13 protein-coding genes are annotated in these 14681 nt (G+C 74.8%); 4 read left to right on the plus strand and 9 right to left on the minus strand.

Annotated features, from left to right (window positions below; translation table 11 throughout):
- Nucleotides 1-54: 54 nt before the first annotated feature.
- From ACZ462_RS25100 to ACZ462_RS25130, 7 genes are all read right to left on the minus strand, one after another.
- A complete protein-coding gene (locus tag ACZ462_RS25100; protein WP_467805635.1) occupies nt 55-1251 on the minus strand; it encodes a cytochrome P450 in 1197 nt (398 codons plus the stop codon).
- An 89-nt stretch (nt 1252-1340) separates the two neighbouring features.
- On the minus strand, nt 1341-2000 hold the full coding sequence (locus ACZ462_RS25105) for a response regulator (RefSeq protein ID WP_467805634.1): 660 nt from the start codon (nt 1998-2000) through the stop codon (nt 1341-1343).
- Nucleotides 1997-3331 (minus strand): sensor histidine kinase, encoded by a 1335-nt coding sequence (locus tag ACZ462_RS25110; protein ID WP_467805632.1) that lies wholly within the window; start codon nt 3329-3331, stop codon nt 1997-1999. Before ACZ462_RS25110 ends, ACZ462_RS25105 begins: the two co-directional genes overlap by 4 nt.
- A gap of 87 nt (nt 3332-3418) precedes the next feature.
- Nucleotides 3419-4096: a response regulator gene (locus ACZ462_RS25115; protein ID WP_467805630.1), complete on the minus strand. Its 678-nt coding sequence runs from the start codon at nt 4094-4096 to the stop codon at nt 3419-3421.
- A gap of 9 nt (nt 4097-4105) precedes the next feature.
- Nucleotides 4106-5422, minus strand: coding sequence for a sensor histidine kinase (locus ACZ462_RS25120; protein WP_467805629.1), 1317 nt, complete (start codon nt 5420-5422; stop codon nt 4106-4108).
- 10 nt (nt 5423-5432) lie between these two features.
- Nucleotides 5433-6632, minus strand: a complete 1200-nt coding sequence (locus ACZ462_RS25125) for an acyltransferase family protein (RefSeq protein ID WP_467805627.1) — start codon at nt 6630-6632, stop codon at nt 5433-5435.
- Nucleotides 6625-7617, minus strand: a complete 993-nt coding sequence (locus ACZ462_RS25130) for an alpha/beta hydrolase (protein WP_467805626.1) — start codon at nt 7615-7617, stop codon at nt 6625-6627. Before ACZ462_RS25130 ends, ACZ462_RS25125 begins: the two co-directional genes overlap by 8 nt.
- A 337-nt stretch (nt 7618-7954) precedes the next feature.
- Between ACZ462_RS25130 and ACZ462_RS25135 the strand changes: the two genes are divergently transcribed.
- Nucleotides 7955-8425 (plus strand): HIT family protein, encoded by a 471-nt coding sequence (locus ACZ462_RS25135; protein WP_467805683.1) that lies wholly within the window; start codon nt 7955-7957, stop codon nt 8423-8425.
- Nucleotides 8426-8570: 145 nt separating this feature from the next.
- Here ACZ462_RS25135 and ACZ462_RS25140 read toward each other — a convergent pair whose 3' ends face one another.
- On the minus strand, nt 8571-9098 hold the full coding sequence (locus ACZ462_RS25140; RefSeq protein ID WP_467805624.1) for a MarR family winged helix-turn-helix transcriptional regulator: 528 nt from the start codon (nt 9096-9098) through the stop codon (nt 8571-8573).
- Nucleotides 9091-9729, minus strand: a complete 639-nt coding sequence (locus ACZ462_RS25145) for a DJ-1/PfpI family protein (RefSeq protein ID WP_467805622.1) — start codon at nt 9727-9729, stop codon at nt 9091-9093. The genes ACZ462_RS25140 and ACZ462_RS25145 overlap by 8 nt, the downstream gene beginning before the upstream one ends.
- A 265-nt stretch (nt 9730-9994) precedes the next feature.
- Here ACZ462_RS25145 and ACZ462_RS25150 point away from each other — a divergent pair, with 265 nt between their 5' ends.
- From ACZ462_RS25150 to ACZ462_RS25160, 3 genes are all read left to right on the plus strand, one after another.
- Complete coding sequence (locus ACZ462_RS25150) at nt 9995-11359, plus strand: aminotransferase class III-fold pyridoxal phosphate-dependent enzyme (RefSeq protein WP_467805620.1); 1365 nt, start codon at nt 9995-9997, stop codon at nt 11357-11359.
- A 97-nt stretch (nt 11360-11456) separates the two neighbouring features.
- On the plus strand, nt 11457-12137 hold the full coding sequence (locus ACZ462_RS25155; RefSeq protein ID WP_467805618.1) for a GntR family transcriptional regulator: 681 nt from the start codon (nt 11457-11459) through the stop codon (nt 12135-12137).
- The gene (locus ACZ462_RS25160; RefSeq protein WP_467805616.1) at nt 12134-14638 is read left to right on the plus strand and encodes a glycosyltransferase; all 2505 of its coding nucleotides are present in this window, start codon (nt 12134-12136) and stop codon (nt 14636-14638) included. The genes ACZ462_RS25155 and ACZ462_RS25160 overlap by 4 nt, the downstream gene beginning before the upstream one ends.
- Nucleotides 14639-14681 lie beyond the last annotated feature (43 nt).

Genomic DNA, 14681 nt, shown 5'->3' on the forward strand with positions numbered 1-14681 from the left:
GTCAGGGAGAGCCGGAGGCCTTGGAGTGGACCATAGCACGCGAGGGCGGGGCCCTCAGAACTCGACGAGCAGCTCCCGCAGCCCGCGGATCACGTACCCGGGCTGCCACTCCGGTTCGCGGACGAGTTTCAGCGGGGGCACGCCGTCCGCGAGGAGTGCGCCGAAGGAGGCCGCCAGCTCGCGGCGGGCGAGCGGGGCGCCCAGGCAGTAGTGGATGCCCGCGCCGAAACTGAGGTGCGGGTTGTCGGTGCGGGAGAGGTCGAGGGTGTCCGGGTCCGCGAAGCGGGCCGGGTCGCGGTTGGCGGAGCCGAACAGGAGGGCGACCTCCGCGCCGCGGGGGATGGCCGTGCCGCCGATCTCGATGTCGTCCAGGACCCACCGCTCGAACATCTGGAGCGGGGTGTCGTAGCGCATCAGTTCATCCACAGCTGTGGACAACTTTTCCCGGCGGAGCGCGGCCAGCTGTGCGGGATTGCGGAAGAGCGCCCACCAGCCGTTGACGGTCGTGTTCACGGTGGCCTCGTGTCCGGCGTTCAGCAGCAGCACACAGGTAGAGATCATCTCCTGTTCGCTGAGCCTCCCCTCCTCGTCGTGCGCGGCGATCAGACCGGAGACCAAGTCCTCGCCGGGCTGCCTGCGCCGCCGGGCGATCAGCTTCCGCAGGTAGGCGCTGAACTCGGTGCTGGCCTGCACGGCCCGCCGCGCCGTGTCCTCGTCGGGCCGCAGCTCGAACATCCCGCAGATGTCCGCGGACCACGGCCGCAGCAGCCCCCGGTCCCCCTCCGGCACCCCCAGCAGCTCCGCGATCACGGCCACGGGCAGCGGCTCGGCGACCACCGTCAGCAGGTCACCGCCGCCGTCGGCGAGGAGCCGGCCGACCAGCTCCCCGGCGAGCCGCTCCACCGCCGGTGCGAGCCGCTCCACCGTCCGCGGTGTGAACGCCTTCGACACCAGCCGCCGCACCCGCCCGTGCGCCGGGTCCTCCAGGTCGAGCAGCCCGTTGTCGTTGAGCACGTGGAACGGCTCGTGCTCCGGCGGCGGCGCCGTCCGCCCGAACTCCTCGTGTGAGAAGCGGTGCAGGTACGTCCGCCCGAGCCGCCGGTCGCGCAGCAGCGCGCTGACGTCGGCGTAGTGCGGCACCAGCCACTGCCCGGTGGCCTCGCACCACACGGCCCGGCCCTGCTCCCGCAACTCCCGGTAGGCCGGGTACGGATCGGCGACGAACGCGGCATCCCACGGATCAAAGCCCATGCCCGCAGCCTAGTGCTGTTACCGCACAGGGCAGCCGGACCGCGCATGGCAGCCGGTCCGCGCACGGCAGCCGGGCCGCGTCGGGACGGCTACGCCGGGGTGACGAGGCGGGTCTCGTAGGCGAAGACGGCCGCCTGCGTTCGGTCCCGCAGGCCCAGCTTCACCAGGATCCGGCTGACGTGCGTCTTGATGGTGGACTCGGCCACCACCAGCCGGTCCGCGATCTCGGCATTGGACAGCCCCTGCGCTATCAGGACGAGTACCTCCGTCTCCCGGTCCGTCAGCTCCCCCACACCGGCGGCGCCGACCGGCCTCGGCGCCGCCGACAGCCGGGAGAACTCCAGGATCAGCCGCTTGGTGACCGTCGGCGCCAGCAGCGCCTCCCCGGACGCCACCACCCGCACCCCCTCTGCCAGTTGCCTGGCAGAGGCGTCCTTCAGCAGGAACCCGGAGGCTCCGGCGCGCAGTGCCTGGTACACGTACTCGTCGAGGTCGAACGTCGTCAGGACCAGCACCTTCGCGTCCGTGCCCATGGCGGCGATCTCACGCGTCGCCTCCAGCCCGTTCATCACCGGCATCCGGACGTCCATCAGTACCACGTCCGGCCTGAGGGCCGCCACCTGTGCGATGGCCTCCCGCCCGTCGACGGCCTCGCCGACCACCTCGATGCCGTCCATCGCGTTCAGCAGGACCGAGAAGCCCTCCCGGACCATCATCTGGTCGTCGACGATGAGAACCCTGATCGTCATACGTTTTCCCGCGCCGTCTCCCGGGCCGCTTCCTGCCCGCGCACGGGTATGAACACCGCCACCTCGTATCCGCCTTCCGCCGTCTGCCCGGCCGTCATCTCCCCCTCCAGCATGGCCACCCGCTCCCGCATGCCGGTGATCCCGTGTCCCGCGCCCGGCGAAGGCCGCACGTTCCCGGTCGGCGCCCCGTTGACGACGCGTATGCCGAGCCCGCCCAGCACGTACGACACCTCGACCTCGGCGGACGCCCCCGGCGCATGGCGCAGGGTGTTGCTGAGGGCCTCCTGCACGATCCGGTACGCCGACAGCTCGACCCCCTGCGGCAGCTCCCGCACCGGGCCCGTCACCGTCTTCTCCACCCGCAGGCCGGCCTCCCGCACGTTGGCCACGAGGCCGTCCAGCGAGGCCAGCGTCGGCTGCGGGGCGTCCGGCGCCTCGTAGTCCTCGGAGCGGACCACTCCCAGCACCCGGCGCAGCTCCGTCAGCGCCGCCACCGCGTTCTCCCGGATCGTCGCGAACGCCGCCTCCAGCTCCGGCGGCGGGTTCTTCACCCGGTACGGCGCGGCCTCCGCCTGGATCGCCACCACCGACATGTGGTGGGCCACCACGTCGTGCAGTTCGCGCGCGATCGTCGTCCGCTCCTCCAGCAGCGTCCTCCGGTCCCGCTCGACCGCGGTGACCTCCGCCTGTGCGCTCACCTCCTGCTCCGCCGCGCGGCGGGTGTGGCGGACCGTCACCACCAGCAGGGAGACGGCCAGCAGGAACAGCATCGGTGCGGCGTTCTCCGAGTCGCCCCCGGCCAGGACGGGGGCCGAGATCCCGAACAGCAGCGTGACCACCCACATCCAGCCCGCGGTCCGGGGCCGGGTCCGCATCGCGACGACGGTCACGGTGAACAGGTACGAGACGAAGCTCGCCGGCCCCCACGGCCAGGTCCCCCCGTCCTCGACGCCCGCCAGGGCGAGCGCCGCGGTCGCCGCCAGAGCCGCCCAGAACGCCCCGACGGGCCGGACCAGCGTCATCAGCACCGGCGCGGCCGCGATCGCGGCCAGCAGAAGCGCTCCCGGAGGCCACAGGAAGTCGTTCGCGGCGAGCGCGAACAGCACCACCAGCAGGGCCGCGCCGGCGATCACCGCATGCGGCAGGAACGGCGCCTTCGCCCTTATCCCCGCAGGCAGACGCCGCACCACCGGGCCGTCCGTGCGCATCGGCTTCAGGGGCCGGTACGCGAAGGCGTCCGTGATCAGCTCCTCGCGCAGGCTCCGGAGGATTCCCGAAGCCAGCCGGATCTCGGGGGTCCCGGGATTCGCCCCGGAAGTCTTCTCGGTCATGGCACCACCGTAGGTCCGCGCCCGTCTCGTCCGCGTCGCCGCACAAGGGGATCTGCGCGCCTCCCCCTCAGGTACTACCCGGGCCCCTCAGTAGCCCGTCGGACGGACCAGACCCGTCTCGTACGCGAAGACCGCCGCCTGCGTGCGGTCCCGCAGGCCGAGCTTCACCAGGATCCGCCCCACGTGCGTCTTCACGGTCTGCTCGGCCACGACGAGCCGCCCGGCGATCTCCGCGTTGGACAGCCCCTGCGCGATCAGCGCCAGCACCTCCGTCTCCCGCTCGGTCAGCTCCGCGATCCGCGCCTTCGACGGCGCGCGGGGCGCGCCGAGCCGCGAGAACTCGGTGATGAGCCGCTTGGTGATGTTCGGGGACAGCAGCGCCTCGCCGGCCGCGACGACCCGCACCGCCTCGGCCAGCTGGTCCGCGGAGGCGTCCTTCAGCAGGAACCCGGACGCGCCGGCCCGCAGCGCCTCGTACACGTACTCGTCGAGATCGAAGGTCGTGAGGACCAGCACCTTCGCCTCGGAGCCCGACGCGGTGATCACCGACGTGGCCTCGATGCCGCCCATCCCCGGCATGCGGATGTCCATCAGCACCACATCCGGCCGGAGTTCGGCCGCCTTCGCCACGGCGTCCGCGCCGTCCACGGCCTGCCCGACCACCTCTATGTCGGGCTGTGCGTTGAGCAGGACGGTGAAGCCCTGCCGCACCATCATCTGGTCGTCGGCGATCATCACCCGGGTCGGTTCGGCCGTCGTCGTCATGGCGTCCTTCTAGTCCTTCGTCCGGGGGTCCACGGGGAGCACGGCGCTCACCTCGTACCCGCCGCCCGGCCGCGGTCCCGCGGCGAGCTCGCCCCCCAGCATGCCCGCACGCTCCCGCATGCCGAGCAGCCCGTGCCCTGCGCCCTGCGAGGGCGGGGCCTGCCGGGTCGGCGCCGTGTTGGCGACGCACAGGTGCAGCTCCCGCGGGCCGTACGCGATGCCCACCTCCACCCGTGATCCAGGGGCGTGCCGAAGGCAGTTGCTGAGCGCCTCCTGCACGATCCGGTATGCGGTGAGCTCCACGCCCGGCGCCAGCGGCCGCCGGATGCCCGCGATCGCCGTGGTCACCTCGAGCCCGGCGCTGCGCACGTTGGCGACGAGTCCCTCCAACTCGGCGAGAGTGGGCTGCGGGTGGTGCGGGTCCGCCGGGTCGTCGGCCTGCTCGGAGCGCAGCACGCCCAACACCCGCCGCAGCTCGGTGAGGGCCTCGAGGGCGTTCTCCCGGATGCCCGCCAGGTTCTCCCTGAGCTCCGGCGGCGGATCCTGGACCAGGTGCGGGGCGACCTGCGCCTGGATGGAGATGACCGACATGTGGTGGGCGACCACGTCGTGCAGTTCGCGCGCTATGCGGCTGCGCTCCTCCAGCAGGGCCCGGCGGGCCCGCTCCTCCTCGGTGAGCGTCTCCTGCTCGACGAGTCTGCTGCGGGCCAGGCGGCCGGCGCGCAGGGCGTATCCGAGCACGCCGGCGAAGGCGAACAGCAGCAGGGTGGCGGGGATCGTGCTGTCGCTGCCCGGCGGGCGGAACCGCACCTCGGCCAGCGCGCCGAACGCGACGGACAGCCCGACCACTGCCGTGGTCACCCGGGGCGGCACCCGCAGCGCGACCAGCAGCACCACGAACGCGAACAGCACCACGCCGACCGGCGTCCACGGCCAGCTCTGCCCCTCGCCGGCGCGGCCGTGCGTCTGCACGGCCACCATGAACGCGGCCGCGAGCGCCATCCACCAGCCGGCGATGGGCCGGAACATGGCGAGGATCACGGACGCGCCGCCCGTCACGGCCGCGAGGAGCGGGTAGCCGCCGGTCACTCCGTAGTCGGAGGACATCTGCTCGGTCGTCAGGAACGTGCAGAGCACCGCCACGTAGGCCAGGCCCAGGTGCGGCAGCCGGGCCAGCCACCGCGGCCGGGACATCCCGGGCAGCGGGTTCCGTTCGAGTGTGAACAGGGCTGCGGCGAGGGCCCGCAGCGGCGCGAACCGCCGCCCGGTGTCCGCGCCCGGCCCGGATCCGGGTGCCGCGGCCGGGGTGCTGTGCTGCTCGTTCACGCGGACCACCCTAGACACGGGACGCCTCCCGGCTCCGGGCCGCCCCGACCGGGCGGACGCCGTCGCCGGCCCCGGCGGTGCCGGTGCCCGTCCGCCCGGCGCGCTCATAGGCGTGGAACGCGGCCAGGCAGACGGCCAGCGCCGCCGCGAACACGGGCAGCCACAGCAGTCGGGCGGGTATCCACAGCGGGGAGTCGGGGACGGTGTGCAGCCCGGGCAGTCCGACCGGGGAGGTCAGGCCGAGCGCGGTGACGGCCATCATCGCCGTCTGGTGCCAGAGGAACACGGTCATCGCGGACAGGTTGAGCAGGGCGACCGCCGCCCACAACCGCGGACGGGACAGCAGTCTCGCCAGCGGCTCCCGCAGCAGCAGGGCGAGCCCGCACTGCGCCAGCCCGAACGCGACCGCGGCCAGCGTCGGCGGGTTCAGGTTCGAGACGGCCGCACCGGGCACGCCCACCATGGACGCCGGGTAGCCGCCCCACAGCACCAGCACCGCGGCGCCCGCGGTCCCGCCGGCCAGCAGCGCCAGGGCCTGGCCGCGCCGGGCGAGCCCCCCGCGCGCCCAGGCCGCGCCGAGGGTGTACGGGACGAGCCAGCCCGCGGCCACGTTGACCCAGGCGATCCACTCGGGCCCGCCGCACCCGAACCGCCACGCGTCCACGGCGGCCACCACAGCCCCGGGCCACACCGGGTGCAGCCGCGCGGCCAGCGGCGTCGCCGCCGTCAGCACGGCGAACACCAGCAGGAACCACAGCGGCGACAGCACGAGCCGCACCAGCGCGTGGACGGTGTCCCAGGCGGCCCCTCCGAGCAGCATCCCGCCCGCGGCCACCGTCCACAGGGCGAGGACCGCGGCGACCGGGCGGAACAGCCGGGACAGCCGCCGCCCCACCCAGGCCCCGTACGGGACGCCCCGCCCGCGGGCTGAGGCGTGGCCGCGGGCGGCGACCCGGCCGCCGACGAAGAAGAACACGGCCAGCGTCTGGAACACCCACGACACGGGCGCCAGCCACGGCATGTGGGCCAGCGGGCTGCTGGTGGCGAGCGCGCCCTCCGAGGAGGTCATCGCCGTCACCAGCCAGTGGCCGAGCACCACGCCGAGGATGGCGAGGGCCCGCAGGGCGTCCACGGACCGGTCCCGGTCGGCGGGGGTGCCCGCCTCGACCCGGTCGGCGAGGCCGGACCAGCGGGCCCGGAGGCTACGCACGGGGCACCTCCGGGGTGGCGCCGGCGGCGCCGAGGACGATGCCGGCCAGGCTGTCCAGGGACGCCGTGCCGGGCTTCAGGTAGTCGCTGTGGCCGCCCGGCCCGGCACGGAACGGCCGGGCGCCGAAGGCCGGGTCGGCCGGGTCCGTACCGAAGCCGACCACGCCGAGGCGGACGTGCGGCACGCTCCCTATCCAGTCCGACCCGCCGCGGCCGGCCCAGACGCGGGCAGCGGTGGGCAGTTCGGCCGCCGAGCGGGCGCCTGTGCCGGGGCTGCCGTACAGGACCACATCGGTGACGGGGGAGCGGGTGGCGGTGCGGGCGCAGACCACCGACCCGTAGGAGTGGCACAGCAGCGACATCCTGGCTCCGGGGCCGGCGCGGCGCGCCAGGCGGGAGAGGAACGGGCCGAGTTCGGCGGCGGCCTCGTCGGCCCGGCCGGCGGTCAGGACGGACGCGCTGACCGTGCCGGGCGTGTCGTACCCGAGCCAGGTGACCACTGCGGACCGGGGGTGCTCGGCGGAGAGCCGCGCGTACAGCGCGGAGGCGCCCTCCCTGAACCGCTGGTAGGTGTCGAGTGTGGTGTCCGAGCCGGGCACCAGCACCGCAATCCGGTCGGCCGCCGCGAGGTCGCCGAACACCTCCACCGCGCGGCCCGCCCCCCTGCCGTCGAAGGCGAGGAACTGCGCGGCACCACCCGCTTCCATGGCGCGCAGCCGGGCCGCCCGGCCGGGGCGGCCGGCGTCCTCGGCCATGCGGGCGGCCGCGGCGAGTCCGGTGCGGTGCGCGGCGTACACCGCCTGCAGCGGCTCCTGCTCGCCGACTGCCGACGGCACGGGTGCGGGCACGGCCGGGGAGGCGGCCGCGGACACGGGCAGCACCACGGCCGCGGCGACGGCACCGGCCAGCAGGGTGCGGCGCAGGCGGCCGCGCAGGCGGTGTCCCTCGCGGCGGCCTCCGGGGCGTCCTTCGCTGCGGCTGGTCATGGTGGTCCCCTGCTCCTTCGTCCTGCGCGTGTCGCGCTGCCAGAGGGGGCCGGACGGGACCTTCACGGCCCGGTTCCGCCTCCCGTGACGAAGCTATGGATCAGGGGCCGTCGCCCGCGTCCCGCCGAGGAGCGTCCTTTGTGAATGGCTCTCAGGTATGACAGGGGAGACCCGCGAGCTACCCGCACGCGCCCCGCAGGCCGTCCCGGTCCGCCCCCGGGACGCATCCCCAAGGCGGCCACCGCCCCCGCCGACCCCCCGAGGCCGGGCCGCCCTTCCAAGCCGACTACCCGTTTCCGGCCCCCTGTCGGAAGCGGCCGCCTACGCTTCACCCGTGATCAACACCGACTGGCGCGCCGATCGCATAGGCAGCGCGCACCGAGGGGAGAACCCCACCGTCCTGCGCCGCCTCGACCAGGGCTTCGCAGTGATCGGCGACCGCCAATTCCTGCCCGGCTACTCGGTCCTGCTCACCGACGACCCCTCGGTGACCCGGCTCTCGGACCTGCCCCGGCCGCGCAGGACGGCGTACCTCGCCGGCATGGAGCGGCTCGCCGAGGCCGTCGAACGGGCCTGCCGCCGCCTCGACCCGGCCTTCCGCCGCGTCAACATCGAGATCCTGGGCAACACCGACCCGTACCTGCACGCCCACGTCTGGCCCCGCTACGACTGGGAGCCGGCCGACCTGGTCCGGCTGCCCGTCTGGCTGTACGGCGAGCAGTACTGGAGGGGCAGCGAGCACGAACTCGGCGACCGCCACGAGGGCCTGCGCACGGCCATCGGCGAGGAACTCGACCGACTCGCCTGAGCCCGCCGAAGCCGGCCGGCCGGGCCGTCGGCGACCAGGCGCCGGTTCGGGTGCCGGGACCGGCCCTGTCTCCGCATCGTCGCCGACAAGGCCCTCCCGGCGGCGGCGACGCGGAGGACCTCGACGGATCGCCCCTCGGAGCAGTTCAGTCGCCGGCCGGGGGAGCGGGCGGCCCCGGCAGGGCGTCCATGGCCGCCGCCAGCCGGTCCAGGGCGGCGACGACCTCCCGGAACGACTCGTCGCCCAGCCGCTCCGCCAGCGCCGTCGCCGCCGCCGCGTGCCCCGGTCCGATACGGGCGATCGCCGCGCGCCCCTCCCGGGTGGGGCGCAGCAGTTTCGCGCGCCGGTGCGCCGGGTTGGGCACGTACTCGGCGAGCCCCTGCGCGGCCAGGAGGTCCGCGACGCGCTGGACGCTCTGCCGGGTGATGCCCATGGCGCGGGCGATGCCGGCCACCGGCAGCGGCTCCCGCAGGACCGCGCCGAGCACCTGCCAGCGCGCCGCGGTCAGCCCGGCCGGCCGGGCCAGCTCCTCCGAGAGGGCGAGGAACCGGCCGTTCAGGCCGAAGACGCCGAGCGCTGCCGCGCTGAGGAGTTCCTGCCGCTCCCGCGTGGACAACCCCCCGCTCCCGCCGCTCCCGGCCGCGCCCGCCGCCGCGGCCGCGCCCTCAGGCATCGCCCCGCTCCGCCGCCGCCATCAGCACCGGGAAGGCGCTCGCGTCCGAGTGGCGGAACAGCCGGTACCACGCGTCGAGCACCTCCGGCCCGTACACGTCAAGCCGGGCGAAGACCTCCCGTGCGAACGCCACCGGCTCCGTCGGCCCGGCGGTGATCAGGTCGCCGTCCGTCACCGCGTCGGCCTCGACGTACCGCCCGGCCCCGCCGTAGCCCGGCTGCTCCGCCAGGTACGCCGCGGCGCCGCTGGTGTGGGCGCGCCCGTCCAGCAGCCCGGCGCGCGCCAGGCCGGCCGTGGCCCCGCAGATCGCCGCCACGGGCACCCCGGCGGCCAGGAACTCCGCCGCCTTCGCCGCGAACGGGGCCAGGTCGTCTCCGGTGTCCCACAGCGACGCGCCGGTCAGGATCAGCAGGGAGGAGTCCTGCGGTGAGAGGTCGGCCAGCGCCCCATCGGGGCGGATGCGGACGCCGCCCATCGTGGTCACCTCCTGCCGGCCGCCGTCCGCGACGGTGCGGACGCGGAACCCGCGCTGGGCGAGGTGGGCCGTGGTGTGGCCGGTCTCCCAGTCCGCGTACGTGTCGTACACGGCCAGGTGGACCGGCTTGTCGGTGCGGTTCGCGGTCATGTTCATCGCCTCCCGTGCGCATCGGCGGGCCGCCGCGGCTAGCGCCGCAGGCCGCCCGTCCGCTTCTTCGGCCGACTGCTTATGACAGCAGACTGTCATTACGTCAGCATGCTGTCAACAGCCCGCCCGCGCCCCCCGCCCGTTCGCACCCGCGCCCCCCGTTTCACCCCGCCCCGCCCCCGTCCGCGGCGACAGACTGCCGAGGCCCGGCCCCGACCCCCATACACTCCGCCGATACCCCCTCCCACCTGCGCACTTCTAGCGTGGCCGCATGACCCCTCACCTCCCCGCCGACGCGGACGGCGCCGCCGTCAAGGCCGCCGATCGCGCCCACGTCTTCCACTCCTGGTCCGCCCAGGCCCTGATCGACCCGCTCGCCGTCGCCGGGGCCGAGGGCTCGTACTTCTGGGACTACGACGGCAACCGCTACCTCGACTTCTCCTCCCAGCTGGTCAACACCAACATCGGCCACCAGCACCCCAAGGTGGTCGCCGCCATCCAGGCCCAGGCGGGCCGCCTGTGCACCCTCGCGCCCGGCTTCGCCGTCGACGTCCGCTCCGAGGCCGCCCGCCTCATCGCCGAACGCACCCCCGGCGACCTCGACAAGGTGTTCTTCACCAACGGCGGCGCCGAGGCCGTCGAGAACGCCGTCCGCATGGCCCGCCTGCACACGGGCCGCCACAAGGTCCTCTCGGCGTACCGCTCCTACCACGGCGCCACCGCCGCCGCGATCAACCTGACCGGCGACCCGCGCCGCTGGCCCTCCGACACCGGCTCCGCCGGGGTCGTCCACTTCTGGGGACCCTTCCTCTACCGCTCCCCCTTCCACGCCGCCACGGAGGCCGAGGAGTGCGAGCGGGCCCTCGCCCACCTCGCCGACACCATCGCCTTCGAGGGGCCGGCCTCCATCGCCGCGATCATCCTGGAGACCGTCCCCGGCACCGCCGGCATCATGGTGCCGCCCGCCGGCTACCTGGCCGGCGTCCGCGAGCTGTGCGACCGGTACGGCATCGTCTTCGTCCTCGACGAGGTCATGGCCGGCTTCGGCCGCACCGGCCGGTGGTTCGCCGCCGAGCACTGGGGCGTCACCCCCGACCTGATCACCTTCGCGAAGGGCGTCAACAGCGGCTACGTCCCGCTCGGCGGCGTCGCCATCTCCGCGGCCATCGCCGAGACCTTCGCCACCCGCCCCTACCCGGGCGGACTGACCTACTCCGGACATCCGCTGGCCTGCGCCGCCGCCGTCGCGACGATCACCACGATGGAGGAGGAAGGTGTCGTCGGGCACGCCGCCGACCTCGGCCGGAACGTGATCGGGCCCGCCCTCGCCGAGATCGCCGAACGCCACCCGTCCGTCGGCGACGTCCGCGGCCTCGGCGCCTTCTGGGCCGTCGAGCTCGTCCGCGACCGGGAGACCCGCGAGCCGCTCGTCCCGTACAACGCCTCCGGCGCCGACAACGCGCCGATGGCCGAGTTCGCGGCCGCCTGCAAGGCGTCCGGGCTGTGGCCGTTCGTGAACATGAACCGCGTGCACGTCGTTCCGCCCTGCACCGTCACCGAGGCCGAGGCGAAGGAGGGCCTGGCCCTGCTGGACGAGGCGCTGACCGTCGCCGACCGGCACACGGCCTCCGCCTGACCGGGGCCGAACTCGGTAACAGCACCGAATCGATCGGTTTTCGGCCGCGCTGCCTGGCCTAAGGTGTCCGAAGTTCACCCAAGGAGTAAGGACCCCCATGGCAGGCAGCGCCGCCGTCACCCGCAACACACTCCGCCGGCAGGTCGCGGACGCGCTGCGCGACGAGGTGCTGGCGGGCCGTCTGCCACCCGGCACCGAGTTCACCGTCAAGCAGATCGCCGAGCAGTACGGCGTCTCCGCGACGCCCGTGCGCGAGGCGCTCGTCGACCTCGCCGCGCAGGGGCTGCTGGAATCCGACGAGCACCGCGGCTTCCGCGTGCGCGTCTTCACCCTGGACGACTTCCGGGGGATGATCGAGGCCCGTACCCTCATAGTCGACGGGATCTTCCGGCGGCTCGTGGAGCGCGGCACCGCACCCGGCTGCGGCGAGAGGCTGGTGTCGGTGCGCCGTCGGGCCGAAGAGGCGTGCCGGGCCGTGCAGAGCGGCTCGCTCGACGTGCTGATCGGCTACGACCTGCGCTTCTGGAGGGAGCTGAGCGGGCTGGTCGGCAACACGTACATCTCCGATTTCCTGCACCGCATCCGCGTGCAGTGCTGGGTCTTCGCCGTGCCGCACCTGAAGGCGGCACCGGACCTGAACGCCGGGCTGTGGTCCGGCCACAACGAGCTGATCGACGCCGTGACCCGCGGCGACGCCAACGAGGTGCGCCGCCTCGTGTACGCCTACAACCAGCACGGCCTGGACTGGGCCGCCACCCTGAAGACGGCCGACGCATGAGCGCCGCGAACGCGGACTCCACCGCCGCCACCCCGCCCTCCGCCACCCCGTCGCAGGCGGCCGCCCCGCACGCCCCGGCCCCCGCCCGCGGCGGCCCCGCCGCGCCCGCCGGCCTGTCCGTCGTCATCCCCGCGTACCGCGACGGGCACCGCATCCGCGCCACCGCCGCCGCCCTCCGCGAGCACCTCGACTCCCGCCTCGGGACCGGGCCCGCCGCCTGGGAGATCGTCGTCGCCGACGACGGCTCCGACGACGGCACCGCCGCCGCCGTCGCGGCCGAGGCGGCCGCCGATCCGCGGATCCGGCTCGTCCGCCTCGACGCCCCCCGCGGCAGGGGCGCCGCCCTGCGCGCCGGAGTCGCCGCCTCCACGGGCCGCCGCATCCTCCTGGCCGACGCCGGGCTCGGCGTACCGCCGGAGGAACTGGACCGCCTGGAACCGCTTCTGGCCCCGCCCGCGGACCCCTCCGCCGACCGTGCCCCCGCCCCCGAACCCCCCGTCGCCGTCCTCGGCCGGACCGGCGGCCGCCTCGTCCGCGCCCTCGGCATCCCCGGCGTGCCCGGCTTCCGCGCCGATACCTGCGGCTTCGCCCTCCTCGACGGCGACCGGGCGCGCGCCGCCTTCGCCGCCTCCACCCTCGACGGGCCCGCCATCGACGCCGAGGCCACCCGCCTGCTCCGCCGCGAGTCCGGCCCCGGCGCCGTCGCCGAAGTGCCCGTACGCCGCTCCGCCGCACCGACCGGCCCGCCCGGCCGCCGCTCCGCGGGCGCCCGCCGCCGCGCGCTCGCCGACCTGTGGCGCCTGAACGCCGGAGGCCTCGCGGTCGCCGGGGTGTTCCTCGCCCTGTCCTTCTACCTCTTCCACGGCCTGTGGGCCGACCTCGACGGCCGCTACCTGCGCGACGCCCTCCAGGACCAGAACCAGTGGGAGTGGTTCACCGGCGTCGTCACCGACAACGTCACCCACCTGCGGAACCCCCTCTTCACCACCGCCCAGGGCATGCCCGACGGCGTGAACCTGATGGCGAACGCCACGATGCTCGGCCTGAACGTCCCGTTCATCCCGGTCACGCTGCTGTTCGGGGAGACCGTCACCTTCGCCCTCGTCCTCACGCTCGGCATGGCCGCCAGCGCCTGGACCTGGTACTGGCTGATCCGCCGCCGCTTCGTCCGCGGCCGGTGGGCCGCCGCCGCGGGAGGCGCGCTCGCCGCGTTCGCGCCGCCTATGGTCTCGCACGCCAACGGCCACCCGAACTTCGTCGTCCTCTTCATGCTGCCGCTGATCGTCGACCGGGCCCTGCGCCTGTGCGAGGGCCGCCGCGTCGTCCGCGACGGGGTGCTGCTCGGCCTGTTCGCGGCGTACCAGGTCTTCATCGGCGAGGAGCCGCTGCTGATCGCCGCGCTCGGCATGCTGTTGTTCTGCCTGGCGTACCTGCTGGTCGACCGGCGGCGCGCCCTGGCCGCCGCGCGCCCCCTCGCGCGCGGCCTCGCCGTCGCGCTGGCCGTGTGCCTGCCGCTGGTGGCGGTCCCGCTGTACTGGCAGTTCCTCGGCCCGCAGAGCTACCACTCGGTCCTCCACGGCGACAACGCCGGCAACAGCCCGCGCGCGCTGATCGAGTACGCCGCCCGGTCCCTCTTCGGCGACGCCGAGACCGCCGCCCGGCTCTCCATGAACACCACCGAGCAGAACGCCTTCTACGGGTGGCCGCTGCTCGCCTTCGGTACCGCCGTGTGCGTCTGGCTGTGGCGCAGGCCCGGCATCCGCGCCCTCGCGCTCACCGGCGCAGCCGCGCTGCTGCTCTCGCTGGGGCCCCGGGTGCGGCTGCCGCTCACCGACATCGTGCTGCCCGGCCCCTGGGCGCCGCTCGCCCACGCGCCGCTGTTCGAGTCGGTGATCGAGGGGCGCGTCGCGATGGTGTGCGCCCCGATCCTCGGCATCCTGCTGGCCCTCGCGCTCGACGGGGCCGCCCGCACCCGGGCGCGCGAGCTGCGGACACTCGGCCTGCTGGCGGCCGCGGCCGCGGTGATCCCGGTGCTGCCGCTGCCGCTCGCGGTGCGGGACCGGGCGCCGGTGCCCGCGTTCATCACCTCGGGCGCCTGGAAGGAGTACGTCCGCGAGGGCGAGGCCCTCGTCCCGGTGCCCCTCCCCGACCCCGGCCAGGCCGACGCGCTGCACTGGCAGGTCGAGGCGGACTTCGGCTTCCGGCTGGCCGGCGGCTACTTCAACGGCCCGTGGGGCGAGGAGCGCATCGGCATCTACGGCGCCCCGCCGCGCCACCTGTCGAACCTGCTGCGGGACGTCCGCTACGGCGCCCCGGCCCCGGAGGCCACCCCGGAGTGGCGGGAGCAGGCCCGCCAGGACCTCGCACACTGGAAGGCGGGCGCCGTGGTGCTGCCGTCCCAGGACCGGGCCGACGAGCTGCGGGGCCTCCTGACGGGCCTGCTCGGCGGGGAGCCGGAGCGGGTGCGGGACGTCTGGGTCTGGAGGGTGGGCCCCCGGTAGCCGCCGGGCCCGCCCCGGGGCGGCCGGCACCGGTCCCGGGCCT

This window comes from Streptomyces sp. NPDC031121, from assembly GCF_055570615.1.

Excerpts from the sequence above, each read along its gene's own strand:
- ACZ462_RS25100 (WP_467805635.1), bottom strand. The coding sequence starts at position 1,251 with ATGGGCTTTGATCCGTGGGATGCCGCGTTCGTCGCCGATCCGTACCCG.
- ACZ462_RS25105 (WP_467805634.1), bottom strand. The coding sequence starts at position 2,000 with ATGACGATCAGGGTTCTCATCGTCGACGACCAGATGATGGTCCGGGAG.
- ACZ462_RS25110 (WP_467805632.1), bottom strand. The coding sequence starts at position 3,331 with ATGACCGAGAAGACTTCCGGGGCGAATCCCGGGACCCCCGAGATCCGG.
- ACZ462_RS25115 (WP_467805630.1), bottom strand. The coding sequence starts at position 4,096 with ATGACGACGACGGCCGAACCGACCCGGGTGATGATCGCCGACGACCAG.
- ACZ462_RS25130 (WP_467805626.1), bottom strand. The coding sequence starts at position 7,617 with ATGACCAGCCGCAGCGAAGGACGCCCCGGAGGCCGCCGCGAGGGACAC.
- ACZ462_RS25140 (WP_467805624.1), bottom strand. The coding sequence starts at position 9,098 with ATGCCTGAGGGCGCGGCCGCGGCGGCGGGCGCGGCCGGGAGCGGCGGG.
- ACZ462_RS25145 (WP_467805622.1), bottom strand. The coding sequence starts at position 9,729 with ATGAACATGACCGCGAACCGCACCGACAAGCCGGTCCACCTGGCCGTG.
- ACZ462_RS25150 (WP_467805620.1), top strand. The coding sequence starts at position 9,995 with ATGACCCCTCACCTCCCCGCCGACGCGGACGGCGCCGCCGTCAAGGCC.
- ACZ462_RS25155 (WP_467805618.1), top strand. The coding sequence starts at position 11,457 with ATGGCAGGCAGCGCCGCCGTCACCCGCAACACACTCCGCCGGCAGGTC.
- ACZ462_RS25160 (WP_467805616.1), top strand. The coding sequence starts at position 12,134 with ATGAGCGCCGCGAACGCGGACTCCACCGCCGCCACCCCGCCCTCCGCC.